The following is a 23514-nucleotide window of genomic DNA, read 5'->3' as shown; positions in this document are numbered from 1 at the left end:
TAAGGAATGATTGTAATGGGTACAATTTGGGAGCCGGATCTCGACGGAAAGTCGGGGCCAAAATATCAACGGGTGGCAGATACCATCCGCGCGGCGGTTGGTGACGGTGTTTTACAATGCGGCACCAAGTTGCCTCCGGTTCGCGAATTGGCCTATCAGCTCAAGATTACCCCCGGCACTGTGGCGCGGGCCTATACACTGTTGACAGACGAAGGGCTCCTGCAGGCTGAGGTGGGGCGAGGCACCTTTGTGGCAGAGCAGCAAAGCCGGGTGATGGATGATGTCTGGTCGCGGGAGTTGCACCTGCAAGAGGCGAAGGACCCCCACCACGTCAGTCTGTTTAGTCCCCGAATTGTCGATGTAGGTCAGGTGGCTGCCCTGCGTGAGGCGATGGAACGTGTGGCTAGGGGGGACCCGCTGTTGTTCTTGAACTACCCCACACGCGATGCCTATCTACCTGTGCGACAGGCGGTGGTGCAGTGGTTGGAGGGGCAGGCGTTGGGGCCCTTGGGGGAGGCGGATGTTGTCCTGACCCATGGGGGGCAAAACGGCATTCTTACCGTGTTGCAGACTGTTTTACGTGATCCGCAGCCAGTTATTTTGGTTGAAGACCTCTCATACGCAGGATTCCGCCGGGCGGCAGAGCTCTTGCGGGCCAAAGTTGTCGGCGTTGCCATGGATGAATATGGGATTGTACCAGATTCGCTAGAACTCGCTATTCGGAAATCTGGCGCCCAGGTCCTTTGTACCAGTCCAGAAGTGCACAATCCGACAGGCCTGTTCACCCCTTTAGAACGTCGGCGGGAAATCGTCAGAGTTGCGCAGCGCCATGGGGTGCAGATCGTCGAAGATGACTGCTATCGTATGGGGGAGGCCAAAGCGCCGAGCTACCGTGCCTTGGCGCCAGACATGACCTGGCATGTGTTCTCGATCTCCAAAAACCTGACACCGGCGCTGCGCGTCGGCTTTGCCCTGGCTCCAACGGGGCGTTCGCAGGAGCTGCGTCGCGCTGCGGAATACAGCTATTTTGGACTTGCCCAACCCCTTGCAGAAATAACCCGGATTTTGTTGTCAGATCCCCGTACCAAGGACTTGGCTGTGCAGGTGCGCCGGGAGATGGCCAAATACATTCGGGTGGCGGTGAATACACTGGGTGGGTTTGAACTGGTCTGGAACGATGAGGTGCCGTTTTTGTGGCTCAAGCTGCCCTCAGGTTGGCGTTCAGCTGCCTTTACCCGTGCGGCAGAGGCCAAAGGGGTGCAGATCCGGTCGGCGGATGAATTTGCCCTACGAGATGGGCGCGCGCCAAATGCTGTGCGCATCTGCGTTAACGGGCATGTCAGTCTCAAACGGTTCGAAGATGCCATGCTGAGATTGCGCGCCCTTCTTGACAATCCACCAGAGCAGATCAGCGTGTAAGCGGCTAGGAGTCGCTCAGATACTGATTGGCGATGTCGGCGATCTCCTGCGCCTTGTCGAGCCCATTGATGACCTTGCGTGCATGGAAAAAGTCGGTCTGTGTTCGATTGACGTATTGCTCTAGTGTGCGTTGGGTGAATGTGCCTGTTTTCATCCCATGTGCCAGGACAAAAAGCGCGACGTCCGGGCGCATCGCAAGATCGGGATCGCCCAGCAGATCAAGCCCTAGAATACCACTATACATCCGGTAGTTATTCTCCCAGGTCAGTTGGACATAGCCACGCCCATAGTAAGGGTAATACCGCAGGTTCTTTTTGCGCCAGCTCTCCGAGAGCCAAAAGGCCTCGCGGACGGGTTTGAAGGTATGGGCCGTTTCCCATTGTGTGGTTGCAAGCCCATAGGAAATTTGCGTGGTAAGCGGCAGCCCGATGAATTTGAACATCGCGGCTATCTGATCTTTCACATCTTCTTCAGTGGAGCTTGGGCTGGCCAGGATCGTGATCAGTTTTTTATTTCGGGACTTTAGGTATGTCAGAACATCCTCTGAAACAATGGAGGGGTGACCATGCCCGGTATCGGATACCAATTCAGCAAAGGCATTTCGTGTCTTTGGTCCATGCAGCCCATCCACGTCACCTATGGGGTATCCGCAGATGGCAAGACCACGTTGAACCGCTGACAGCTTGGTCTTGTTCAGTTCAGAAAGCGGGGTTCCTGGATCAATTTTGTCCAATGGCTTTAGGTCCAGCATCATATATTCCTGTTTTTTGAATGTCCGGTTTTCTCAATGGGTGTTTCTAGATACTGAAGTATCGCATAGGTTGATGTATAATCCAAATCTGTGGCGGGGAAATATGGGGTAATATGATACCTAATTGCTAACGCGTTGGTTTTGCTTATTTTAAACTTTGTTTCTGCGGTTGACCCAGTGGCGCCAACAACGTAGACCCCTCACATCAAATCGGGCGCAGAACCTTTGTTTTGCGTCGTCACGACAAACAGGATTGACCTGCCATGAAAACCTTCTCTGCTACACCGGCAGATATCGATAAGAAATGGATCATCATCGACGCCGAAGGCGTGGTGCTGGGCCGTCTCGCATCGATTATTGCCATGCGCCTGCGTGGTAAGCACAAAGCCACATTCACACCGCATATGGACATGGGTGACAACGTCATCGTGATCAATGCTGAAAAGATCCAGATGACCGGCAAGAAGCGCGAAGAGCACTTCTACTGGCACACTGGCCACCCCGGTGGCATCAAGTCCCGCACCAAGCAGGAAATCCTGGAAGGCAAGCACCCCGAGCGTGTTGTCTATCAGGCCGTCAAGCGCATGCTGCCAGGCAACCGCCTGTCGCGTCAGCAGATGACCAACCTGCGCATCTATGCTGGCACCGAGCACGGGCATGAAGCCCAGGCGCCCGAAGTTCTGGACGTGAAGTCCATGAACAAGAAAAACACGCGGAGCTGATATCGATGTCTGATCAGATCAACACTCTCGAAGAGCTGAGCGCCGTTGCTGGCGTTGAAGTGATCGCCGAAGAAACCATTTCCCGTGAGCCCGTCCGTGACGAGCTGGGCCGTGCCTATGCAACCGGCAAGCGTAAAGATGCGGTTGCTCGCGTCTGGATCAAACCTGGCTCCGGCAAGGTTGTGGTCAACGGCAAAGAAATGAAAGCCTACTTTGCCCGTCCGGTTCTGCAGATGATCCTGCGTCAGCCTTTCACGGTTGCAGGCGTCGAAGACCAGTTTGACGTCTACGCGACTGTCAAAGGTGGCGGTCTGTCCGGTCAGGCCGGTGCGGTTAAGCATGGTGTTTCCAAAGCTCTGCAGCTTTACGATCCCGCCCTGCGCGGTGCACTGAAAGCCGCTGGCTTCCTGACACGTGACAGCCGTGTTGTTGAACGTAAGAAGTTTGGCCGCCGTAAAGCGCGTCGTTCCTTCCAGTTCTCCAAGCGCTAAACTACAAGGATCCTTTTGGATCAAAGGGCTCGCCAGTGGCGGGCCCTTTACTTTTTCTGATTAGCGGTTTGGGAAACCTCCGGGAAAGCTGCGGCGGGTTAGTCCTGATCGATCAGACCCAGACCGCGCAGATAGATGCCGATACCGGTTTCCAGCAGGTCCTCTGGTGGAAATGGTGAAGTGGCGCCAGGGGTGTTCCGGGCATAGAGCTCAACCACTCCGTGGCTCATGGCGAGAATATGGGCGGAAAACATCGACGCAGGCGGGCGTCTATCAGCGGGTATGTGCTGGCTCAGATCTTCTGCTGCGCGTTCAAGAATGGCGCGTGCGCGGTGGGCTGCATTGGCCAACTCTGGACTGCGGTTACTGGAAATACCACTTTCGAACATTGCGATGTAATGGCCAGGGTTCTTGCGGGCAAAGGCAAGATAGGCGCGGCCCGTGGCCTCAAAAGCAGCCAAGGCTGAGGGTTGGTATTTATCATAGGCGTGCTGCATCAGGTCAGCAAACATGATGAACCCCTGGCGGGCAGCCTCGGCAATCAGGTCTTCGCGGCCCTCAAAATGCCGATAGACCGCTGCGGGGGTAACTCCGGCTTGTTTGGCGGCCTCGGATAGGGTGAAACCGGTGGGGCCTTTTGCTTCGATCAACTTCAACGCGGCCTCGACCAGAGCCTGGCGTAGGTTGCCATGATGATAGCCGCGTTTAGGCATCCCAGTTTTCCGGCCCAATGCAGATTTTACTATTCACAGGGCCAATGGCTTTCACATCTTTGTTTTTATAGTCAATAGCATGCAGGACAGTTCGGATAGCAGTGAGGCGGGCCCGCCGTTTATCATCGGATCGGATCACAGACCAGGGCGCATGGGCGCTGTGGCTTTTATCGAGAGTCTCACCGATGGCACTCGTGTAGTCCTCCCATTTCTCCAGCCCTTTGACATCGATGGGGCTTAGCTTCCACTGCTTCAGCGGATCCCCTTCGCGGGCCAAAAATCGGCGCAGTTGCTCAGGGCGGCTGACGTTTAGCCAGAATTTGAACAGAATAATCCCGTCATCGACCAGGGCTTCCTCAAAGCCGTTCACCTGACGAAAGAACCGTTTGCGCTGATCTGGGGTGCAGAAACCAAAAACATGCTCGACGACCCCGCGGTTGTACCAGCTGCGATCAAAGAAAGTGATCTCACCACCCGATGGCAGGTGGTCAATATAGCGCTGAAAATACCATTGGCTTTGCTCAGGCTCACTTGGTTTTGACAAGGCCACCACGCGGGCTCCGCGCGGGTTCAGGTTTTCGCGGAACCGTTTGATCGTGCCCCCCTTGCCAGCCGCATCGCGACCTTCAAAGACAATGGCGATCCGCGCGCCGCTGTCCTTCACCCAGGCCTGCAATTTGACCAGTTCGATCTGCAGGGCTTTGATTTCTTTTTCATAGGATTTTCGATCCATGCGCTCTGCATAGGGGAAATCATCTGCGAGAATGTCATCCTTGTCGCTGCCTGTGATGCGCTTGGCTACGCTTTTGGGAGCCTTGGCTTTAAAGTAGCGGCTGATCGCCCCGTCAAATGGCAGTTTCATTGGGAAAACTCCTCTCTCGTCAATCTCTTATAGGACAAAACGGCGAAAGATGTGAATCGCTTTTACTCACGCCCCCGCAGAGGGGCCCTGTGGTCCGCCTATGTGGCCTGTTTGGGGCGCACGGGTGCGGACCGCAGTTTATTTTCCTATGTCAGCCATATCAAACGGGGTCGACTGATAGATCTCATTGATCCAGTTGCCATAAAGCAGATGGGCATGGCTGCGCCAGCGGTTTTGCGGTGGGCGACTGGGGTCGTCATTTGGATAGTAGTTCTGCGGGACATTGATTGCATTGCCGCTGGCGACGTCGCGATCATATTCCTGTTTCAGCGTATCGCTGTCATATTCAAAATGGTTGAAGATATAGAGAGCCCGATGCTTTGGATCCTGTACCAAACAGGGGCCGACTTCATCACTGCCAAGCAGGGTGGTCAGATCGGGACATTCGTCAATTTCTCCCTGTCGGATTTCCGTCCAGCGTGAAACCGGGATCACGCAGTCATCGGAAAACCCGCGCAGATAGGGGGAGGAGGCGGCAAGATTCTGGTGCCGGAAACAGCCAAAAGCCTTGTGATCCAGCAGATGCTTTTTCACACCATTAAAGTAATTGATCATCGCCATCCCCCCCCAGCAGACGCCAAAGGTCGACTGTACATTGGTCTGGGTCCAGTCAAACACCTCGCAGAGTTCCTCCCAATAGGTGACCTCCTCAAAGGGCAAGTGTTCGATGGGGGCGCCGGTGATCAACAGCCCGTCGAATTTTTGGTCCTTCACTTCCTGGAACGAGTGATAGAACTCCTCCATATGTTCGGCGGCGGTGTTGCGGGTCTGGTGCTCGGTCATGCGGATGAGTGTGAGGTCAATTTGCAAAGGTGTTGCGCCAATCAGGCGGGCAAATTGATTCTCTGTCTGGATCTTTTTTGGCATCAGGTTCAGCAATCCGATGCGCAGCGGTCGAATATCCTGGCGGGCCGCTTGATCCGGCGACATGACCATGACGCCTTCGTTCGTCAGAACGTCATAGGCGGGCAGGTCAGAAGGGATCTTGATAGGCATGTCAGGTCCTCGATGTTGAAAAACAGTCAGCAGAGTTGTGGTAGATAGGCAGGTTTACGTTAGGGCTCAAGTGTTCGAGCGATCAACTCATTGAAATCACGCTCGCTTTTGATCGCATAGATTTGATCCGCAGTCACAGTAACGCCCCAGTTCTTCGCCATGGCCGCATAGCGTGGTTGGCGGTGGGCCAGAGCTTGGGAATAGGTCCAGCGAATAAAGGCATCAGGGTCGACATCCCGTTCTGATAGGCCCATTTGGTTGAGATAGTCTTCCCAGCAGGTTTGCAGGAATTCAGGTTGATAGGACATCGGCTTGGGCGCGCGATCAAAGCGGCGGATCAGCTCCTCAGTATGGGCGTCATCGCCTTTGATCCAGACCATGAGGCATTGTTTTGACAGCTCTGTCAGGATCTGGTCCTTCGGATCATCGGCATCTACCCATTCGCAGATCGACCCGCCAGTGTCGCAGATGAAATTGGGATAGTCATAAAGTCGGGTGGCCCGGTCAGCAAAATATTGGGTGTCCAACAAGGCATGCACCTCAGCCATGCGGAACTGGTCCTGCCGGCGGCGATATTCATTTATCTCAAGCCCCCCTTTGGCCGGGTCGCCAGGCTTGCCCAGATAGGAAGAAACGGGGGTCAGGTTCTCGAAGGTGATATTGGACCCGATGTAGATCGAGTCAGAGAGCAATAGATCCCGCAAAAAGGGGTTTTTCATGGCCTCGGCTTTGGCATTATCGGCGATATACTCCCCCATGTAGCGGGTGCCGATGCGGTAATCGATCGAGTAGTGAAACCAGCTGCCAGCGCTGCGCAGTATGTTGCTGACATAGGTCTTGCCAAGACCGGACATCCCAAAAAACAGAACCCGTTTTTGCGGCGCATCGCGCCAGTCTTGTGCAGTCTTGTATAGCATAGCCTGGTCTTTCATGTTGTCGTCTGGCCTTGCTAGTGCGCTCATGCGACATGGTCAATTCTGCAGTGTCGTCGCAGCCCTCTCAGGAGCTGCGTGCTTTGCCCGCACCGATACGTCCGGCGGCTTCTAGGATGTTGAGATAATTGGCAGCAAAGATCAGCCCTGCGCCGACAAAAGTCCAGATCACCACCTCTTCTCCGTAGATCACCATAGCCAAAAGAGCGATCACCGGCAGGCGGGCAAAATCAAATGGCACAACCACGGTCGCTGGGGCAATGGAGAGCGCATTGGTGAAGCAGAAATGGGCCGCGAGGCCGGCGCAGCCGATGAGCAAAATCCACGGCAGGATCGCCAGGCTGGGCAGGGCAAAATCCCCGTCCCACCCAGCCATGATCAGCCCCATAACAAGCTGCATGGAGGTAAGCCAGAAAAGGATTGAGGCAATCCCTTCGTGGCGTGTCAGCCGCTTGGTCAAGATCACGGTGAGGGCAAAGAAAATGGCGCAGCTGGCAGCGGTGATCACGCCGGCGTTAAGAGGCGCGGATGTTGGGCGGGCCACAATCAAAATGCCAATAAAGCCAAGCAGTACGCAAAGGCCACGGATCAGTGTCAGGCGCTCCCCAAGCAAAAGGGGGGACAGAACAATCACCCAAAGCGGGGAGGTGAATTCAAGCGCAAAGACCTGGGCCAGGGGGATGAGGGTAACAGCAAAGAACCACAGGTTTTGTCCGGTGAAATGGGCCAGGTTTCGAAGGAAGTGACTTTTGATCCGGTCCGTTTTTACACTCCGCCAATTTCCACCGATCGTAATCACCAGGGTGACGATGAGCAGGCCAACCATGCTGCGGTAGGCCATGATTTCAAAGGTATCGAGCATCTGACCTGCTTCCCGCCCTGCAATTGCCATGGCGGAAAAAGAAGCGATAGCGCCGGACATCCATAGGGCCGCTGGCAAGATTTTGGTTTCAGCAGTCATTGATCGCTTCCTTTGGAGTTCGCCGCCACAGGACCCGGTAATGGCCGCGGGGTCAATGGGGCGAGAAAGCGATGGCGCAAAAGAAAGCCCCGACGCTGGGTCGGGGCTCGCAAAATCTTTCAGGATTGGGGGGTTATTCCCATTCAATCGTTCCCGGAGGTTTGGAAGTGATGTCATAGGTGCAGCGGTTGATGCCCTTTACCTCGTTTATGATCCGCGTGGCCGTTTCCCCCAGGAATTCATGGCTGAAGGGGTAGTAATCCGCTGTCATGCCATCCACTGATGTCACCGCACGCAGGGCGCAGGCAAAATCATAGGTTCGCCCATCGCCCATCACGCCGACCGTGCGCACGGGAAGAATGGCAACAAAGGCCTGCCAGATCTCGTCATAGAGACCATGCTTGCGAATCTGGTCAATATAAACGGCATCGGCCTCCCGCAGGATATCCAGCTTTTCACGGGTGATCTCGCCAGGGCAGCGAATTGCCAAGCCGGGCCCAGGGAAGGGGTGGCGTCCAATGAAGCTGGCAGGCAGGCCGAGTTCACGGCCCAGAGCGCGGACTTCGTCCTTGAACAGCTCGCGCAGGGGTTCAACCAGCTTGAGGCCCATCTTTTCGGGCAGGCCGCCCACATTGTGGTGGCTTTTGATTGTAACCGATGGGCCACCAGAGAAGCTCACCGATTCAATCACATCGGGGTAAAGCGTGCCCTGTGCCAGGAATTCGGCACCGTCAATCGTATTGGCGTGTTTCTGGAACACATCAATGAACAGTTTGCCGATGATCTTGCGTTTGGTTTCGGGGTCGGATTGCCCCTCCAGCTCGCCCAGAAACAGGTCCTGCTCATCCGCGTGAATGAACTGCATATTGTAGTTGTCGCGGAACATCGTGACGACCTCTTCGGCCTCACCTTTGCGCAACAGCCCATGGTCAACAAAGACACAGGTCAACTGGTCGCCAATGGCTTCGTGCAGCAAAACCGCAGTAACCGAGCTGTCAACACCACCGGAAAGACCGCAGATGACCTTTTTGTCGCCAACCTGTTCGCGGATGGCTTCGATCGCCTGCTCACGGTACAGACCCATGGTCCAGTCGCCACTGAACCCGGCTAGGCGCACAAAGTTCTCATAGAGCTTGGCACCATTGGGGGTGTGGTGCACTTCGGGGTGGAACTGCACGGCATAGAAGTTGCGCGCTACATCAGCGGTGATTGCAAAAGGGGCATTGGGGGAGGTGCCGTAGACCTCAAACCCCGGAGCGATCTTGCTCACATGGTCACCGTGGCTCATCCAGACTTGTTCGCGGTCTTCGTCATCCTGGAACCAGCCTTGCAGCAGGGGCAGGGAGGCAACGGTGGGTTTGACATAGGCGCGACCAAATTCAGCGGTGCCATGGCCGCTTTCGACCATCCCGCCAAGCTGGTGCATCATGACTTGCTGGCCGTAGCAGATCCCGAGGATCGGCACGCCATAATCAAAAATCTCTTGTGGGACGCGGGGACTGCCTTCGCGGGTCACACTGTCTGGGCCACCGGAAAAGATCACGGCCTTGGGCGCCATCTGGCGCACAAATTCCATTGTGACGTTCTGGTAGGGGTGGATTTCGCAATAGACATTCAGTTCACGCAGGCGACGCGCAATCAGCTGCGTTACCTGGCTGCCAAAGTCTATGATTAGGAGGCGGTCATGGGATGTCTGGCTCATGCCTACGCGCATAGGCCGGGTTGGCTCAGGTTTCAAGTCCCATTCCATGCTGTGGCGCATTCTGCAGGCAGGAGCCTTCCAGGTACCCGTCAAAAGGAAGTCGGTTAAGTGCTGGATTTATTGTTGGTTGAAACGGGCCGAGGTGACCCCGGGTTATGGGGAAAAGTTGCGGTTTTTGCCCATGGATTATGGAGCATTCCCACGGCAAGCGGCGTCTATGAATGTCTTTGTATCGTACCTGGTTCCGCGCGGCATTTTTCAGTTCGCGCTTCACTATCTGCTTTGGATGATCTTTATCATCTGTCTGTATCTCCTGCAGAAGTTTCTCTTCGATGGGGGATTGGAATATGGCTATCTTCAGCCTTTGCGCACAGTCTTTGTGATCGCTACCCCCTGTCTGTTTATCGGTTTGTCCTTGGCCGTGAAACTGGAGGCTCAAAGAGAAGAAATTTCTCGATTGGCGCGAACGGACGTGCTGACAGGCTTGCTTAATCGTGGAGCAATGGATGCGGTGCTTGCCAGCGCCATTTCAAACAGGGCTGGCAGCCTGTTATTGATGGATATCGACCATTTCAAATCGGTGAATGATGACTTTGGACATGCGGCCGGTGATGAATGCCTACGCGCTGTGGCCAAGTTTTTGCGCCAGGTCCTGCCAGAGGAGGTTGAGCTGGCCCGCTGGGGTGGTGAAGAGTTTGTCGCCTTGGTGCGGCGCCAACAGGTGTCAGAGGTCGCGCCTTTTGCCAATAGGTTGGTCAAGGGCTTCTCGCTACCGATTACAGGGCGTAACCAACCCATCAGAATCACCTTTTCCATAGGTGTGGCAAATCTCAGCGAAGTTGGCCCTGTCGATGCGCTTCTCAAGCTGGCGGATACCCGGCTTTATCTCGCTAAATCCTGGGGGCGGGCGCAGTGGGTCGGTCCCGATGCGGAGCCCTTGGAGTCCTGAGCGATCAGCTTCACCTTGGGTGTGAAGACAATTCGGCGGATTTGGACGGGGTAAATGTCGCTTTCCAACCGGATAGGCCGTTATCCTTCGGCGAAGCGCGCTGGGGGCGGGGTAAATGTCTGTCAACGAAATCTCTTCAAGAGGGAAGACCATGGCTGAAGAAGCACCCCGTCGTCGGAGCCGAGGTGGCGGCGGCGCCGCTCGCCGCGCAGAACGTACCAGCATCAAGATCGAGACCGCAAAGTACATTCAGCGCAATATTCCCAATTTCGAGGTTCTGACCCAGGAGGCCCTGGAGACCATCGAAGCCAATGCGGATATCATCCTCGAAGAAGTGGGCGTCAATTTTGTTGACAACCCAGCTGCTTTGCAGCGCTGGCGCGACGCCGGTGCAGATGTTCAGGGCGAACGGGTCCGTATCCCACGTGGTCTGGCCCGCAAGCTCTGCGCCACGGCGCCTGCTGAATTTACGCAACATGCGCGCAACCCCGAAAAATCCGTGGTTATTGGTGGCAATAACATGGTTCTGGCCCCTGTCTACGGCCCACCGTTTGTACGCGATGCCAAGGGCGGACGCCGCTATGCCACGATGGAAGATTTCAACAAGTTCGTGAAACTGGCCTATATGTCCAAGTGGTTGCACCACTCGGGTGGCACAGTCTGTGAGCCGACGGATATTCCAGTGAATAAACGTCACCTGGATATGTTGCTGGCCCATATGACCCTGTCGGACAAACCCTTTATGGGATCGGTGACAGAGCCAAGCCGGGCGCAGGATTCGGTTGAGATGTGCGAGATTCTGTTTGGTAAGGAATTCGTGCAGAACAACACCGTGATGACATCACTCACCAATATCAACTCACCGATGACGTTTGATGATGTGATGATGGGCTCTTTGGAGGTCTATGCCGCCAATAATCAGGCCTGCATCATCTCTCCCTTTATTGTCGGTGGTGCCATGGCACCGGTTTCGGTTGCAGGCACGTTGACACAGGTTCTTGCCGAGGTACTGGCAGGCGTTGCCTATAGCCAGCTGGTGCGCCCTGGTGCCCCAGCGATCTTTGGGGCCTTCGTTTCATCGATCGATATGAACTCTGGTGCGCCGACCTTTGGCACGCCTGAGGCCTCGCTGGTTACCTATGGCGCAGGCCAGCTGGCGCGTCGTTTGAACCTGCCGTTCCGTTCGGCTGGCTCGTTCTGCGGGTCTAAACTGCCGGATGCACAGGCTGCTTATGAAACTGCCAACTCGCTCAACATGGGGCTTTTGTCTGGTGTGAACTTCATGCTGCATTCCTGCGGGTGGCTCGAAGGCGGTCTGGTTGCGGATTTTGAGAAATTTGTCATGGACGCTGATCAACTGGGCGCGCTTCACGGCCTCGCCAAAGGTGTGCCCGTCAGCGAAGACGATCAGGCGATGGATGCAATCCGTGAAGTTGGTCCTGGTGGGCACTATCTTGGCTGCTCCCATACCCAGAACAACTTTAAAACGGCCTTCTGGAAATCTGATTTGCTGGATTACAAACCCTTTGAAACCTGGGAGGAAGAGGGCGCGCGTGATACCTATGCTCTGGCCAGCAACCGAGTAGAGTACCTGCTGTCAAACTACCAGGCTCCGCCACTTGATCCGGCTATTAAAGAAGCCCTGGAAACCTATGTTGCCGAGAAAAAAGCCGCGTCCCCGGACAGTTTCATGTAGAATTGACGCTGCCTTGATAAGGTATTGAACTCCCGTATAGGGCGAACTATTAGAGGCGGTGGCCATTCAGGCCGCCGCCTGTTTTTGTTTGGCATAGGCTTAGGTTTCCCAACTCTGTCTCTGGGGCCCCGTCCTCGCGCTCTGGGCGGACCAGGTAGGCAGCTTCGCCTGTCAGTGCAATCAAGATCTCGACATGGCGGGTAATGGCATAGCCAGCGTCTCCATTTAGGCGCTGTTGGTTCACCTCTTGTTCAAGATCCAGCAGGCGCAGGATCGCAACGGCAGATCTGGGGAGATGTCCATAGCCAAGAATACGGCATAAATCCCGATCACGGCTGTAGTTCGCCGCACCTATGCGGGCAGTTCTAACCAAAAGTCTTGGGCGATGAAGGGTTTTTAAACGGCTCAGGAGGTCCTGCATATCAGTATTCCTTTTGAAAGCGTGTGAGCCCCCTATATCACAACCCATACGGGTGTTGCCCGGAAGCGCCGTTTGCCGCGCGGTCTATTGTTTGTTGATTGATCCAAATTTGGAAACAATGATGGATAAACCGAAGTTCTGTTCAAAATCAGGTGGGTAGACTCTCTGGCGCTGTGGGCAACTATGGGGGCAGCATGTGGACTATTTGCCTGAGTGACGACCGGAGATCAGCATTCATGCAAAGACAGTTGGCACAATCACTGCCGGAATGGGTTCCCGCTGAGGTCCAGAGATACCTAGACCATACCGAAGGCGGGATCTCGATCCGCCAATTGGCAAGAAACCTGAAATGCCACCCCTCCACGGTGCTTCGTCAGGTCCGTCGTGTTGAAAACCGCCGGGACGATCCTTTGGTGGATGGCGCTATTGCTGCATTGGCGGCGGTGCACTTTGAGGGAAAGACCGCACCAAGCCACCAGAATTTTGCGGATACGGTGATGCTCAAAACGGCAGCTCTAGAGGTATTGGCCCGTTTGTGTCAGAGCGGCGCGGTTTTGGCTGTTGCAGATGGCATGGAAAAAGCCGTGGTTGTGAAAGAAGGGGATGCCGCAATGACCAGACTTCCGGTAGATCAAGCCCTGGCCGGGAACCTGGCGCTGCTGGGCTGGATCAGCTGCACTCGGCCTGGCCGACTGCGTCGCTACCACATAACGTCAGCAGGGCGTACGGTTTACAGCCGTTTGATGGCAGAGCGTGAGAACCAGGCGCGCGCCAAGCTGGAGGGCGGCTTTAGCGAAGCCCAGAGAGGGTTTCTTGCCGCGCCAGGGGACAAGGCCAAAGAGCGCCGCGCGCGGTATGGGCAGGCGGAGACACCTTTAGACATGTTGGCGCGATTGCAGGACAAAACGGGGGAGCCGTTTCTGGACCGCACATTGGTGGAGGCTGGGAAACGTCTGCGGGAAGACTTTGAACTGGCGCAAATCGGCGACCATCTGGAACAGAGTAGGGCGTATTTTTCCGCCTCTGAAAATTGTAACCGAGCCCTGCCAAAGCAGAGCCCGGCTTCAGTGGCCGCAAAAAAGCGGGCGGCTGATGCTCTGGCTGCTCTGGGGTCTGGGCTCAATGATATCGCTCTGCGGTGCTGTTGCCATCTCGAAGGCCTGGAAGCCGCAGAGCGCCAACTGGGCTGGTCTGCGCGCTCGGGGAAAATTGTTCTGAGGATTGCGTTATCCCAGCTCAAGGCCTTTTACGAAGACCTGGATGAACGCCTGGGCGTGGCTCGGAGCAATCAATTGATCGGTTAAGGCAGCAGAGCGGGTTGCGGGGCCGGAGCAACAGAACCAACAAACTGCGGGGCTGAGAATATCCGTCTCTGAGATTTTTGAGTAAGGCTTATAAATCTTCATTGTGGGCTGCCGCTGGTTTGATAAACAGGGATTATGAACTTTACACTTCGACAGCTAGGCTACTTTCGGGCGCTTTGTGAGCATCGCAATTTTGGTCGTGCCGCCCAGGCCTGCCATGTCTCTCAGCCCGCGCTGTCCGTTCAGATCAAGGCTCTGGAAGATCTGATGGGGGGTATTTTGGTTGAACGGCGTGCGCGGGATGTGATCTTGACGCCGCTGGGGCGCGAAGTATTGGCCCAAAGTGAAGAGATTTTGATGGTGGCCGGGCGATTGGAGCGCCTGGCGCGGGACCAAAGCAGCGGCCAACGCAGCCTGTCGCTCGGGGTGATCCCGACGATTGCACCCTATTTGTTGCCTGGGTTGCTGGCGGATCTGCGGGCTCAAGATTTGCATTTGAACATACAAGTACGTGAGGCAAGAACCGAACGACTGCTTGAGGCCTTGCAAAGCGGGGGCTTGGATGTGGCCATTATGGCCCTTCCCAGCGGCGGCGCTGGCCTGGTCGAAGAGGCGCTTTTCGAAGATCATTTTTTGCTCGCAGGGTCGGCCAATCGTCTGGCGCAGGTCAATGCGGGACATCCTAAAGTGGACCCTTCGGACCTAGAACCGGATCATTTGATGCTGTTGGAGGATGGTCATTGCCTCACCGATCAGGCGTTAGAAGTCTGCGGCGTTGCGCGTTCGGCGACGGGGATCAATATGGGGGCAGGCTCGCTGGCCACACTGTCGCGGTTGGTCGCAGCAGGATTTGGCCTTACCCTGATGCCAGAGCTCGCCCTGGCGGCAGAATGTAACGCAGCTCAGGGGCTTTGTGTGCAACGCTTTGCCGCCCCAGAGCCAAAGCGTCGCATTGGCTTGATCCGGCGCGCCAGCACCGCAGAGGCGCAGTGGTTTCAGGATCTGGCAAGAGTGGCACGACAGGCCGGGCAGAGTATTCTTGCCGAGGCTCAAAAAGACTACGGGCCCGCCATTGGCGAGCCCGAGCCTCAATAGATCTTGAAACACTGTGGCGTTTAGGCTGCTGCCGTTTCTTTAGCTGCCTGCAGGTGCTTCATAACGTTTTCTGGGGAAGAGACGCCATAGGGGTCTTCGCCGTGGTTGTCACAGAGGCCGGGCTCTTCGAACCAGGCTTCTACAACACCATCGTTGACGATGGCTGCATAACGCCAGGAGCGTGCGCCAAAGCCCAGATTGTCTTTGGCAACCAACATACCCATCTTGCGGGTGAACTCACCAGAGCCGTCAGGGATAACGCCAACGTTTTCCAGGTTCTGCGATTCGGCCCATTTGTTCATCACAAAGCTGTCGTTCACGGACATGCAGTAGATGCCGTCGATGCCTTCGGCGTGGAAATCGGCGTAGCCTTTTTCAAAGCCAGGCAATTGATAGGTGGAACATGTGGGGGTAAAAGCGCCGGGCAGGGAGAACAGGACAACGCGCTTGCCGGCAAAGTAATCTGCGGTTGTTTTGTCTTCCCAGCGGAATGGGTTCGGGCCACCCACGGCTTCGTCGCGTACGCGCGTTTTAAAGGTCACGTCGGGCAGTTTTACGCCAGCTTTCATCTTTCAACTCCATGGATGATGAACCAGTTTTTCAGGCATTTATAATAGTTCTAAATTGAGCGCAACCACTCCAGAGGGCTGTTACGAAACTGTCATCACCTTTTGTGGAGTGTGTTGAAAATATGAACAAATTGCCCAACTATTGTGCTGGCATGTCATTGAGCGCACCACCGATACAGAGAAAGGGTTTTTGAACCAAATGACCTTAGACACTGATGCTATGCGTTATCTGCAAGGCAGAAATTTCAATGTCGCGGTGACGTCAAGGAATGAACGTGCTAAGTCAGCTACAAACATAGGCCAGAAGCGGACCCACCATGCGTGATCTCAAAATTCCCGAGCAACGGCATCCTGAAAAGGCAAATCGCCCGGACAATGCCCAGCCAAAGAAACCCAGCTGGATCCGGGTCAAGGCCCCTGGCGGCAAGGGCTATGCGGAAACCCATAAGATCATGCGTGACAATGGGCTGGTGACTGTCTGCGAAGAAGCAGGCTGCCCCAACGTTGGCGAATGCTGGAGCCAGGGTCACGCAACCATGATGATCATGGGCGAGGTCTGCACCCGCGCCTGTACCTTCTGCAACATTGCCACCGGCAAGCCGCCCGAGGATCTGGATGCCTTTGAGCCGGGCCGGGTTGCCCATGCGGTGCAGAAGCTGGGGCTGAACCACGTGGTTATCACCTCGGTGGATCGCGACGATATCTCAGATGGCGGGGCAGAGCATTTTGCCCAGACCATCCGCGCCGTGCGCCACCGCAGCCCCAAGACCACCATTGAGATCCTGACGCCAGATTTCATCAAATGTGATATGGCGGTGATTGAGCAGATCATCGAGGCCCGCCCCGATGTGTTCAATCACAATCTGGAAACGGTGCCTGGCCTCTACCCCGAGGTGCGCCCCGGTGCGCGCTATTTCCACTCCCTGCGTCTGTTGCAGCGGGTGAAAGAGCTGGATCCATCGATGTTTACCAAATCTGGCATCATGGTTGGTCTGGGTGAGGATGAACAGGCCGTGCGGCAGGTGATGGACGATATGCGCGCTGCGGATATTGATTTCCTCACCATTGGCCAGTACCTGCAGCCGACGCCGAAACACCACGCTGTGGATCGCTTTGTGACCCCGGATGAGTTCAAATCCTATGAGAAGGCCGCCTATGGCAAGGGCTTTCATATGGTTTCAGCCACGCCGCTGACGCGTTCCTCGTATCATGCTGGCGATGATTTTGCCCGCCTGCGTGACGCGCGTAATGCCAAGCTGGGTCTGGCCTAATCAACCATGGGTCTGCGATGGGCACCATATCGCTGGACGTGGTGCCCGCCGTTTTTAGCCTGTGTTGTCTCGGTCACGTAAATACCGCCGAGTGCCAGTGAATGTTGGCAACCAGGCTTCGCGGCGAAGGCACCACAATTCATAGCTTGGGATCAGTCGGCCTGGCTGATCCAATATGCCCAGATGCAGCTCGATCTCGCCAGGGCTGCAGGAATAGACTGAGGATCCGCAACGGGGGCAGAAGTGACGGCCCTGATAGCTGTTGGTCTCCCCTTGCACGGTTACGGCCTGCGCCTGAAACACGGCTGATGCATGAAACAGCGCACCATGGTGTTTGCGGCAGTCCTGGCAATGGCAGAGCCCCACCCGGTCGGGCGTGCCCTGCGCCAAAATCGTGACAGCGCCACAGAGGCAGCTTCCTGAATGATCCGTCATCTGGGTGTTTCCAGTTGGGGTGCGGGCAGGGGAGATGTTGCGGGCGCTTATGACTCGTCGGTAAAGCGGACCTTGCCAATATAGGGCAGGTTGCGGTTGCGCTGCGCAAAATCGATGCCATAGCCCACAACAAATTCATCCGGGATTTCAAATCCGATCCAGTCCGAACGGAAATCCACCTCACGCCGCGATGGTTTGTCCAACAAAGCGATGGACTTCAGCCGCGCCGGTTTTCGGCTTGCCAGCAGTTTGGTGACATGGTTCAGAGTGTGGCCAGTATCGACGATATCCTCGACCACCAGCACGTCACGACCCTCAATAGCGCCGCGCAAGTCTTTGAGAATACGAACTTCTCGGCTGCTTTCCATGCCATCTCCGTAAGAAGACGCTTCGAGAAAATCGACCTCAATCGGCAGGTCCAGCTCGCGCACCAGGTCGGCAATAAAGACAAAGCTGCCGCGCAACAGGCCGACAACAACCAGTTTGTCCGTGTTGCCAAATTCCTCTGTGATTTCATCGCACAGCTCTTCGATACGTGCTGCAATGGTTTTGGCTGAAATCATCACATCGATGACATATGGACGCTGTGGCATGTCTGACCCCTTGAAATTCCCGCGCGTTCATAGGACATGACGCGGCACGATCATAGCAAGAAAATAGATGCCGCCCATGCCAGTTCACTCAGAAAACCGCCAGATGCCCTATACCGCACAGCAGATGTACGGGCTGGTGGCGGATGTGGGGCAATATCCCAAGTTTCTGCCCTGGTGTGCCGCTGCACGTATCCGTAGCCGTAGTCAGCAAGGGACGGCTGAGGTCATGGAGGCGGATCTGGTGATCTCCTTCAAGGTGTTCCGCGAGCGCTTTGGCAGCCGGGTGACGCTGTTCGCCGATGATATGAAAATCGACACCGAATATCTGGATGGCCCCTTTCGCTATATGAAATCGAATTGGAGCTTTGCCCCGCGCGAGGATGGCACCTGTGATGTGAGCTTCTTTGTCGATTTTGAGTTCAAAAATGCGGTGTTGCAGGGCATCATCGGGGTTGTCTTTAACGAGGCGATGCAGCGTATTGTAAAAGCATTCGAGCGCCGCGCGGCTGAGCTATACGGCTAGGCTGCCCTGAACACAGGAAGCCTGAACGATGAGCAGTACTTTCACGGGCCAGCTGGCCGCTTTTGCAATTTCTGACACCCGGCCCAACAGCGCGGCTCTCAAGATGGCGCAGCTTTCGGCCCTGGATTGGCTGGCCTGTGGTATTGCCGGAGTGACGGAGCCAGTTGCGCAGATCCTGCGCGCCCAGGCTTTGGCGGAGGCAGGCGCGGCGCAGGCAACGCTGTTTGGCGGCACTGCTGTTCCCGCGCGCATGGCCGCCCTGGCCAATGGCACCATCTCGCATGCGCTGGACTATGACGATACCCATTTTGCCCATATTGGCCACCCCTCGGTGGCAGTGTTTTCAGCGGCCTTTGCGCTTGGTCAGCTTCAGGGCAGGTCAGTATCGCAGATCATCGAGGCCGCGCTTTTTGGCATGGAACTCTCAATCCGGTTGGGGGTGTGGCTGGGGAGGTCTCATTACCAAATGGGGTTTCATCAGACGGCCACGGCCGGGGCCTTTGGCGCGACGGCGGCGTCAGGGCGTTTGCTGGGACTGACACCGGGGCAGATGGAAATGGCGCTGGGGCTGTGTGCCACCCGCGCGGCAGGGCTGAAGGCGCAGTTTGGCACCATGGGCAAACCCTATAACGCAGGCCTTGCCGCCACCGCCGGGGTCGAAGTGGCCCAGCTGGTTGCAGCGGGATTCGAGGCAAACCCGGAGGCCCTAGAGGGGGCTCTGGGGTTTGGCGGCACCCATCACGGCGAGGGCAATAGGGATGCAGCCCTGCAGGATCTGGGGCGGGTCTGGCTGTGCGAAGAGATCAGCCATAAATTTCACGCCTGTTGCCATGGGCTGCATGCGGCACTGGAAGCGGCGCGCAGCCTGGATCTGGCCGCGCCTGAAATCGCCAGTCTGACGGTGCGGACCCATCCGCGCTGGATGACCGTGTGCAATCAGACTGCGCCAGAGACTGGACTTGGGGCCAAATTCTCTTATCGCACCGTGTTGGCCTTGCAGGCACTTGGCAAAGATACCGCGCGGCTGGACAGCTACAGTGCTGCGCTGTGCCGGGATCCACGGCTGGTTGGGCTGCGCGATTTGATCCATGTGCAGGCCGACGAAAGCCTCACTGAGACGCAGGCCTATGTGACCTTGGTCCGTCGTGACGGTAGACGCCTGGAGGCCAGCCATGACTTGCAAACGCCAGTGGCCTATGAGCTGCGCCAAGAGCGGCTGATGGGGAAGGTCCAGGCTCTGATCGGTGCGGAACGCAGCGCCGCGCTGTGGGCCATGCTGCAGGGCAGCGGATCAGCTGCAGATATCGCCGCACATTTTTGATCTCGGCCATGTGGGCAGAATACAAAGCGGGCGCCCCTCGGTCTGGGGCGCCCGCCAATGCACCGAAATGCATCTATGCCGCGTGAGTGGTGGCATCTGTGTGGTGTGCCCGCTGATCGGGCGTGACACTTTGTTTAGCTCGTCATGTCGTAGGCGCGTTCGCCATGAACAGAGATGTCCAGCCCATTGGTTTCGGTTTCAACATCAACGCGCAGCGATGTGAAGGCACCGACGATTTTGATCAGGGCGATGGTGACAACGGTGGTAAATATCCCAACCACTGCCAGGGCGCCCAATTGCGCAAACCAGCTGGCTTCGCCAAAGACTGCGATCATCACGGTGCCAAAAATCCCGCCAACCCCGTGTACGGCAAAGACATCCAGGGTGTCGTCGATATGCAGCTTGTTGCGGACCAGATTCACCAGCTCCTGACACAGGATACCAGCGATACCGCCGATGATCAGCGCTTCAACGGGGCCAACAAAGCCGCTGGCCGGGGTGATCGAGGCGAGGCCTGCGATGGTGCCGGTGACCAGACCCACAACCGAAGCCTTGCCGTATTTGATCTTTTCCCACAGCGCCCAGGTCAGCGAAGCGGCGGCGGCTGACAGATGGGTGACGGTGATGGCCATGGCGGCACCGCCATCAGCGGCCAACTGCGAGCCACCATTGAAGCCGAACCAGCCAACCCAGAGCATTGCAGCCCCGATGACCACATAACCGGGGTTATGCGGTGGGGTTGTGCGGTTCTTGCGTGGTCCAAGGAAGATGGCGATGATCAGGGCTGCCAGACCGGCGGTTTCATGCACCACGATTCCACCGGCAAAATCCTTGACGCCGACCTCACCAAAGATGCCGCCATCTGCCATAATGCCGCCGCCCCAGATCCAATGCACCACGGGGGCATAGCACAGCAGCATCCAAAGCCCTGAAAAGGTCAGTACAAAGGCAAAGCCAACCCGTTCCACATAGGCGCCCACAATCAGGGCCGGAGTAATGATGGCAAAGGTCATCTGAAAGGCAAAGAACAGGATCTCGGGCAGGGTGCCGCTGAGACTATCTGCGGTGACCCCGTTGAGGAACATCTTGTCTAGCCCGCCCCAATAGCCGCTCTCGCCGGGACCAAAGGCAATGGTGTAGCCAAAGGCGAGCCAGAGAATGCTCATCAAACAGGCAATTGCGTAGCATTGCATAAAGACGCTGAGCACATTTCGTGCACGCACCAAGCCGCCGTAAAACAGGGCAAGCCCTGGCAGAGTCATAAACAGCACAAGGGCCGTTGCTACAATGATCCAAGCTGTATCAGCTCCATTCATGGGGTCGTCCTTCCATCCCGCTTGCGTGGTTGGTGGATCACAGACCTGATCTGAAGTGAGGAAAAAAGCGTCACGTGGGTCAAAAGCGCCAAAAACATGGGCTTTTGTAAAAGTGATTAAAGAATAGGCGTAATTTGACTGCCGTTGCCTAAAATGCGCTCGATTTGCAAAGTCGAATTTTGCAGCAGTAAAAGCGCATGTGCACAGCTCTTGGCCCGCACGCGGTCACGCCCCAGGGCGCCAAACTCGATGGTTTCGACCATGACCTTTTGGCCTGTTCTGGCTAGGCCGAAACAGACCCGACCTTCGGGCTTGAGTCCGGACCCGCCTGGACCGGCGATGCCTGTAATTGCCACTGCTAGGTGTACCTGTGCTTGGTTTAGGGCACCCTGTGCCATCTCCGCAGCGACCTCTTCGCTGACAGCGCCATAGGCGTCAAGCGTTGCAGGGCTGACGCCTAGCATCTCTTGCTTGGCGCGGTTGGAATAGGTGACAAAGCCGCGGTCCAAGACCGCAGAGGAGCCGGGAACATCGGTCAGGGCCGCCGCAACCAAGCCGCCGGTACAGCTTTCAGCGGTTGCCATGGTGAGGCCTAGTTGGGTCGCCAGAGCAATGAGATTCGCGATATCGAGCGTTAAGTCCGGCGGTGATTGTGAGAGAGTGTGACTCATAGACCTAGTACCCCGTGGCTGAAACCGGCGAGCAGGACGACACCAATAGCCGCCAGCAGCCCGGCAATGACATCATCCATCATTACCCCGACGGGGCCCTCTTTGCCATCGGCCCAGCCCACGGGCCCAGGTTTCCAAATGTCGAAGAGGCGGAACAGTACAAAGGCGGCAATCCAGCCGGGCCAGAGCGCGGTGATCTCAATCCCTTTGGCCCAGGCTGGATAGGAGATCGCCCAGATGGCCAGCCATTGCCCGGCGACTTCGTCGATGACAATTTCTGACGGGTCGTGATCGGATTTACCTCTTGTCATTTCCGCTGTTGCCCAGATGCCAAGCCCGGTGCAGATCACCGTGGCCAGGGCCAGCAGGGGAAAGCCGCCAAGCTGGTGCAGGGCATAGGCCATGGGCAGGGCCACCAGGGAGCCCCAGGTGCCCGGAGCCGGGCGGAGATACCCTACACCGCCGACGGTGGCAATCATTGCGGCCAGGGTCATGGTTTCACCAGGGCCGCAGTCGCCAGCGCGGCAATACCTTCGCTGCGCCCGGTGAAGCCCAGCCGTTCAGAGGTGGTGGCCTTGATCGACACGCGGGTGGGGTCAATCCCCAGAATCTCTGCCATCACGCTGCGCATCTTTTCTGCCCGGGGACCGATTTTTGGATATTCACAGACCAGAGTGCAATCAACGTTGGATATCTGAAACCCCATCTCACGCGCCAGTTCAGCGGCATGGCGCAGAAAGATCTCGCTTGCGGCGCCTTTCCACTGGGGATCTGAGGGCGGGAAGTGCTGGCCGATGTCGCCCTGCGCAAGGGCGCCATAGATCGCATCTGTTACCGCGTGCATACCCACATCTGCATCTGAGTGGCCCTGAAGGCTGCGATCATGCGGGATTTCGACCCCGCAAAGGATGACGCTGTCACCGGGGCCAAAACGATGCACGTCGTAGCCATTGCCCAGTCTGATGTCGGGGCTGATACTCATTTTATCTTCCGTTTCTAATATTTTGGCGGCGCGGGCAAAATCCTCGGGCCGAGTGATTTTGATATTGTCCGGCTCTCCGGCGATGATTGCAACCTCCAGGCCAGCCTCCCGGGCAACCTCCACATCATCGGCAGCCCCGCCGGGATGCCGGGCATGGGCTTGCAGGATTGCATCGAGGCGGAAGCCCTGCGGGGTTTGCGCGGCAAAGAGCCCAGAGCGGTCTTGGGTGCCTGTAACCATACCCTTTGCACCGGTCCAGAGTGCATCTGTCACCGCAAGGGCGGGGGCGGCGGCTGGGCCATGGTCTAGTGCGGCAATAACGGCGGCGATCAGCGCCTGGCTGGTGCAGGGGCGGGCGGCATCATGGATCAACACCTTTGAGATCGGCAGCCTCTGGTGCTCTGCGTGATCGCGCAGAGTGGACAGGCCATTTTGCACAGAGATCGCACGCTCTGGGCCGCCTGCGGTCAGGATCAGGTCGCTCTGGTCTGCAAAGCTATCCCAGGCTTCACGATCTTCGGCCAACAGCACCAGAACGATGGTGCCAATCCCTGCATCCCGAAAGGCATTGATTGTCCAGTCAATGACGCGCTTACCCCTAAGGGGGCGCCATTGCTTTGGCAGGCCGACGCCGGCGCGGGTGCCGCGTCCGGCGGCAACGATCAAGGCAGCTGTCTTCATTAAGCCCTCATTATTTTGGGTCACTCTGGTCCTGTCTTTCAGGCCAGTGCGTTGGCCTGGAATGCCCGGGCAGTGTGC

General features: G+C 56.6%; 25 protein-coding genes. 10 read left to right on the top strand and 15 right to left on the bottom strand.

Translation table 11 applies throughout. The features are described from left to right. Nucleotides 1–15: 15 nt before the first annotated feature. Nucleotides 16–1419: a PLP-dependent aminotransferase family protein gene (locus MED193_RS04580; RefSeq protein ID WP_009808476.1), complete on the top strand. Its 1404-nt coding sequence runs from the start codon at nt 16–18 to the stop codon at nt 1417–1419. A 4-nt stretch (nt 1420–1423) separates the two neighbouring features. On the opposite strand, the gene MED193_RS22240 is transcribed toward MED193_RS04580, so the two are convergent. Continuing rightward, nucleotides 1424–2170: a peptidoglycan-binding protein gene (locus tag MED193_RS22240; RefSeq protein ID WP_157041267.1), complete on the bottom strand. Its 747-nt coding sequence runs from the start codon at nt 2168–2170 to the stop codon at nt 1424–1426. A gap of 263 nt (nt 2171–2433) precedes the next feature. Here MED193_RS22240 and rplM point away from each other — a divergent pair, with 263 nt between their 5' ends. Together rplM and rpsI are read left to right on the top strand one after the other, a co-directional pair. Further along, the gene (rplM, locus tag MED193_RS04570; protein WP_009808474.1) at nt 2434–2892 is read left to right on the top strand and encodes a 50S ribosomal protein L13; all 459 of its coding nucleotides are present in this window, start codon (nt 2434–2436) and stop codon (nt 2890–2892) included. Nucleotides 2893–2897: 5 nt separating this feature from the next. Then, nucleotides 2898–3383 carry a 30S ribosomal protein S9 gene (gene rpsI, locus MED193_RS04565; protein ID WP_009808473.1) on the top strand — a complete coding sequence of 162 codons (486 nt, stop codon included), beginning with the start codon at nt 2898–2900 and terminating at the stop codon, nt 3381–3383. Nucleotides 3384–3481: 98 nt separating this feature from the next. Here rpsI and MED193_RS04560 read toward each other — a convergent pair whose 3' ends face one another. The 6 genes from MED193_RS04560 to guaA all read right to left on the bottom strand — a co-directional run bounded on the left by MED193_RS04560 (nt 3482) and on the right by guaA (nt 9609). Then, entirely contained in the window at nt 3482–4096 is a 615-nt protein-coding gene (locus MED193_RS04560) for a TetR/AcrR family transcriptional regulator (RefSeq protein WP_009808472.1), read from the bottom strand. Next, nucleotides 4089–4958 carry a polyphosphate kinase 2 gene (gene ppk2, locus MED193_RS04555; protein ID WP_009808471.1) on the bottom strand — a complete coding sequence of 290 codons (870 nt, stop codon included), beginning with the start codon at nt 4956–4958 and terminating at the stop codon, nt 4089–4091. The genes MED193_RS04560 and ppk2 overlap by 8 nt, the downstream gene beginning before the upstream one ends. A 138-nt stretch (nt 4959–5096) precedes the next feature. Continuing rightward, complete coding sequence (metA, locus tag MED193_RS04550) at nt 5097–6014, bottom strand: homoserine O-succinyltransferase (RefSeq protein ID WP_009808470.1); 918 nt, start codon at nt 6012–6014, stop codon at nt 5097–5099. A 59-nt stretch (nt 6015–6073) separates the two neighbouring features. Further along, nucleotides 6074–6931, bottom strand: a complete 858-nt coding sequence (locus MED193_RS04545) for a hypothetical protein (RefSeq protein WP_039966648.1) — start codon at nt 6929–6931, stop codon at nt 6074–6076. Between the two features lie 82 nt (nt 6932–7013). Further along, entirely contained in the window at nt 7014–7907 is an 894-nt protein-coding gene (locus MED193_RS04540) for a DMT family transporter (protein ID WP_009808468.1), read from the bottom strand. A gap of 133 nt (nt 7908–8040) precedes the next feature. Next, nucleotides 8041–9609 (bottom strand): glutamine-hydrolyzing GMP synthase, encoded by a 1569-nt coding sequence (gene guaA / locus MED193_RS04535; protein WP_039965888.1) that lies wholly within the window; start codon nt 9607–9609, stop codon nt 8041–8043. 217 nt (nt 9610–9826) lie between these two features. Here guaA and MED193_RS22235 point away from each other — a divergent pair, with 217 nt between their 5' ends. Further along, nucleotides 9827–10558: a GGDEF domain-containing protein gene (locus MED193_RS22235; protein WP_198133851.1), complete on the top strand. Its 732-nt coding sequence runs from the start codon at nt 9827–9829 to the stop codon at nt 10556–10558. A gap of 151 nt (nt 10559–10709) precedes the next feature. Beyond that, nucleotides 10710–12254 (top strand): trimethylamine methyltransferase family protein, encoded by a 1545-nt coding sequence (locus MED193_RS04525; RefSeq protein WP_009808465.1) that lies wholly within the window; start codon nt 10710–10712, stop codon nt 12252–12254. 49 nt (nt 12255–12303) lie between these two features. Here the strand turns inward: MED193_RS04525 and MED193_RS04520 are convergent, their stop codons facing one another. Continuing rightward, complete coding sequence (locus MED193_RS04520; protein ID WP_009808464.1) at nt 12304–12675, bottom strand: DUF6477 family protein; 372 nt, start codon at nt 12673–12675, stop codon at nt 12304–12306. Nucleotides 12676–12911: 236 nt separating this feature from the next. Here MED193_RS04520 and MED193_RS04515 point away from each other — a divergent pair, with 236 nt between their 5' ends. Beyond that, nucleotides 12912–13979 (top strand): DUF6456 domain-containing protein, encoded by a 1068-nt coding sequence (locus MED193_RS04515; RefSeq protein ID WP_009808463.1) that lies wholly within the window; start codon nt 12912–12914, stop codon nt 13977–13979. Nucleotides 13980–14114: 135 nt separating this feature from the next. Continuing rightward, a complete protein-coding gene (locus MED193_RS04510; RefSeq protein WP_009808462.1) occupies nt 14115–15074 on the top strand; it encodes a hydrogen peroxide-inducible genes activator in 960 nt (319 codons plus the stop codon). 20 nt (nt 15075–15094) lie between these two features. Here MED193_RS04510 and MED193_RS04505 read toward each other — a convergent pair whose 3' ends face one another. Further along, nucleotides 15095–15643, bottom strand: a complete 549-nt coding sequence (locus tag MED193_RS04505) for a peroxiredoxin (protein ID WP_009808461.1) — start codon at nt 15641–15643, stop codon at nt 15095–15097. 317 nt (nt 15644–15960) lie between these two features. Between MED193_RS04505 and lipA the strand changes: the two genes are divergently transcribed. Then, nucleotides 15961–16914 carry a lipoyl synthase gene (gene lipA / locus MED193_RS04500; RefSeq protein WP_009808460.1) on the top strand — a complete coding sequence of 318 codons (954 nt, stop codon included), beginning with the start codon at nt 15961–15963 and terminating at the stop codon, nt 16912–16914. Between the two features lie 54 nt (nt 16915–16968). On the opposite strand, the gene MED193_RS04495 is transcribed toward lipA, so the two are convergent. Beyond that, nucleotides 16969–17349, bottom strand: coding sequence for a GFA family protein (locus MED193_RS04495; RefSeq protein WP_039965887.1), 381 nt, complete (start codon nt 17347–17349; stop codon nt 16969–16971). Nucleotides 17350–17396: 47 nt separating this feature from the next. After that, a complete protein-coding gene (hpt, locus tag MED193_RS04490; protein WP_009808457.1) occupies nt 17397–17942 on the bottom strand; it encodes a hypoxanthine phosphoribosyltransferase in 546 nt (181 codons plus the stop codon). Nucleotides 17943–18018: 76 nt separating this feature from the next. Here hpt and MED193_RS04485 point away from each other — a divergent pair, with 76 nt between their 5' ends. Both MED193_RS04485 and MED193_RS04480 read left to right on the top strand, forming a co-directional pair. Further along, entirely contained in the window at nt 18019–18465 is a 447-nt protein-coding gene (locus MED193_RS04485; RefSeq protein WP_039966644.1) for a type II toxin-antitoxin system RatA family toxin, read from the top strand. Between the two features lie 28 nt (nt 18466–18493). After that, nucleotides 18494–19786 (top strand): MmgE/PrpD family protein, encoded by a 1293-nt coding sequence (locus MED193_RS04480; RefSeq protein WP_009808455.1) that lies wholly within the window; start codon nt 18494–18496, stop codon nt 19784–19786. 134 nt (nt 19787–19920) lie between these two features. Here the strand turns inward: MED193_RS04480 and MED193_RS04475 are convergent, their stop codons facing one another. From MED193_RS04475 to MED193_RS04460, 4 genes are all read right to left on the bottom strand, one after another. After that, the gene (locus MED193_RS04475; RefSeq protein WP_009808454.1) at nt 19921–21102 is read right to left on the bottom strand and encodes an ammonium transporter; all 1182 of its coding nucleotides are present in this window, start codon (nt 21100–21102) and stop codon (nt 19921–19923) included. A 116-nt stretch (nt 21103–21218) separates the two neighbouring features. After that, the gene (locus MED193_RS04470; protein ID WP_083790448.1) at nt 21219–21773 is read right to left on the bottom strand and encodes a CinA family protein; all 555 of its coding nucleotides are present in this window, start codon (nt 21771–21773) and stop codon (nt 21219–21221) included. Beyond that, nucleotides 21770–22267: a phosphatidylglycerophosphatase A gene (locus MED193_RS04465; protein WP_009808452.1), complete on the bottom strand. Its 498-nt coding sequence runs from the start codon at nt 22265–22267 to the stop codon at nt 21770–21772. The genes MED193_RS04470 and MED193_RS04465 overlap by 4 nt, the downstream gene beginning before the upstream one ends. Continuing rightward, nucleotides 22264–23436, bottom strand: coding sequence for a bifunctional 2-C-methyl-D-erythritol 4-phosphate cytidylyltransferase/2-C-methyl-D-erythritol 2,4-cyclodiphosphate synthase (locus tag MED193_RS04460; protein WP_009808451.1), 1173 nt, complete (start codon nt 23434–23436; stop codon nt 22264–22266). The genes MED193_RS04465 and MED193_RS04460 overlap by 4 nt, the downstream gene beginning before the upstream one ends. Nucleotides 23437–23514 lie beyond the last annotated feature (78 nt).

The organism is Roseobacter sp. MED193 (genome assembly GCF_000152965.1).
In the GTDB taxonomy this organism is placed as follows: domain Bacteria; phylum Pseudomonadota; class Alphaproteobacteria; order Rhodobacterales; family Rhodobacteraceae; genus Pseudophaeobacter.
The sequence above is the reverse complement of the archived record's forward strand: the minus strand, read 5'-3'. Positions and strand labels throughout refer to the sequence as shown.

Bases quoted from the DNA above. Each gene is read 5' to 3' on its own strand.
- MED193_RS04495 (WP_039965887.1), bottom strand. From the start codon at position 17,349: ATGACGGATCATTCAGGAAGCTGCCTCTGTGGCGCTGTCACGATTTTG.
- MED193_RS22240 (WP_157041267.1), bottom strand. From the start codon at position 2,170: ATGCTGGACCTAAAGCCATTGGACAAAATTGATCCAGGAACCCCGCTT.
- MED193_RS04560 (WP_009808472.1), bottom strand. From the start codon at position 4,096: ATGCCTAAACGCGGCTATCATCATGGCAACCTACGCCAGGCTCTGGTC.
- lipA (WP_009808460.1), top strand. From the start codon at position 15,961: ATGCGTGATCTCAAAATTCCCGAGCAACGGCATCCTGAAAAGGCAAAT.
- MED193_RS04545 (WP_039966648.1), bottom strand. From the start codon at position 6,931: ATGCTATACAAGACTGCACAAGACTGGCGCGATGCGCCGCAAAAACGG.
- rpsI (WP_009808473.1), top strand. From the start codon at position 2,898: ATGTCTGATCAGATCAACACTCTCGAAGAGCTGAGCGCCGTTGCTGGC.
- MED193_RS22235 (WP_198133851.1), top strand. From the start codon at position 9,827: ATGAATGTCTTTGTATCGTACCTGGTTCCGCGCGGCATTTTTCAGTTC.
- MED193_RS04460 (WP_009808451.1), bottom strand. From the start codon at position 23,436: ATGAAGACAGCTGCCTTGATCGTTGCCGCCGGACGCGGCACCCGCGCC.
- MED193_RS04540 (WP_009808468.1), bottom strand. From the start codon at position 7,907: ATGACTGCTGAAACCAAAATCTTGCCAGCGGCCCTATGGATGTCCGGC.
- MED193_RS04475 (WP_009808454.1), bottom strand. From the start codon at position 21,102: ATGAATGGAGCTGATACAGCTTGGATCATTGTAGCAACGGCCCTTGTG.
- MED193_RS04480 (WP_009808455.1), top strand. From the start codon at position 18,494: ATGAGCAGTACTTTCACGGGCCAGCTGGCCGCTTTTGCAATTTCTGAC.
- MED193_RS04465 (WP_009808452.1), bottom strand. From the start codon at position 22,267: ATGACCCTGGCCGCAATGATTGCCACCGTCGGCGGTGTAGGGTATCTC.
- rplM (WP_009808474.1), top strand. From the start codon at position 2,434: ATGAAAACCTTCTCTGCTACACCGGCAGATATCGATAAGAAATGGATC.
- guaA (WP_039965888.1), bottom strand. From the start codon at position 9,609: ATGAGCCAGACATCCCATGACCGCCTCCTAATCATAGACTTTGGCAGC.
- MED193_RS04580 (WP_009808476.1), top strand. From the start codon at position 16: ATGGGTACAATTTGGGAGCCGGATCTCGACGGAAAGTCGGGGCCAAAA.
- MED193_RS04525 (WP_009808465.1), top strand. From the start codon at position 10,710: ATGGCTGAAGAAGCACCCCGTCGTCGGAGCCGAGGTGGCGGCGGCGCC.
- MED193_RS04470 (WP_083790448.1), bottom strand. From the start codon at position 21,773: ATGAGTCACACTCTCTCACAATCACCGCCGGACTTAACGCTCGATATC.
- MED193_RS04505 (WP_009808461.1), bottom strand. From the start codon at position 15,643: ATGAAAGCTGGCGTAAAACTGCCCGACGTGACCTTTAAAACGCGCGTA.
- MED193_RS04485 (WP_039966644.1), top strand. From the start codon at position 18,019: ATGCCAGTTCACTCAGAAAACCGCCAGATGCCCTATACCGCACAGCAG.
- MED193_RS04510 (WP_009808462.1), top strand. From the start codon at position 14,115: ATGAACTTTACACTTCGACAGCTAGGCTACTTTCGGGCGCTTTGTGAG.
- hpt (WP_009808457.1), bottom strand. From the start codon at position 17,942: ATGCCACAGCGTCCATATGTCATCGATGTGATGATTTCAGCCAAAACC.
- metA (WP_009808470.1), bottom strand. From the start codon at position 6,014: ATGCCTATCAAGATCCCTTCTGACCTGCCCGCCTATGACGTTCTGACG.
- MED193_RS04515 (WP_009808463.1), top strand. From the start codon at position 12,912: ATGCAAAGACAGTTGGCACAATCACTGCCGGAATGGGTTCCCGCTGAG.
- MED193_RS04520 (WP_009808464.1), bottom strand. From the start codon at position 12,675: ATGCAGGACCTCCTGAGCCGTTTAAAAACCCTTCATCGCCCAAGACTT.
- ppk2 (WP_009808471.1), bottom strand. From the start codon at position 4,958: ATGAAACTGCCATTTGACGGGGCGATCAGCCGCTACTTTAAAGCCAAG.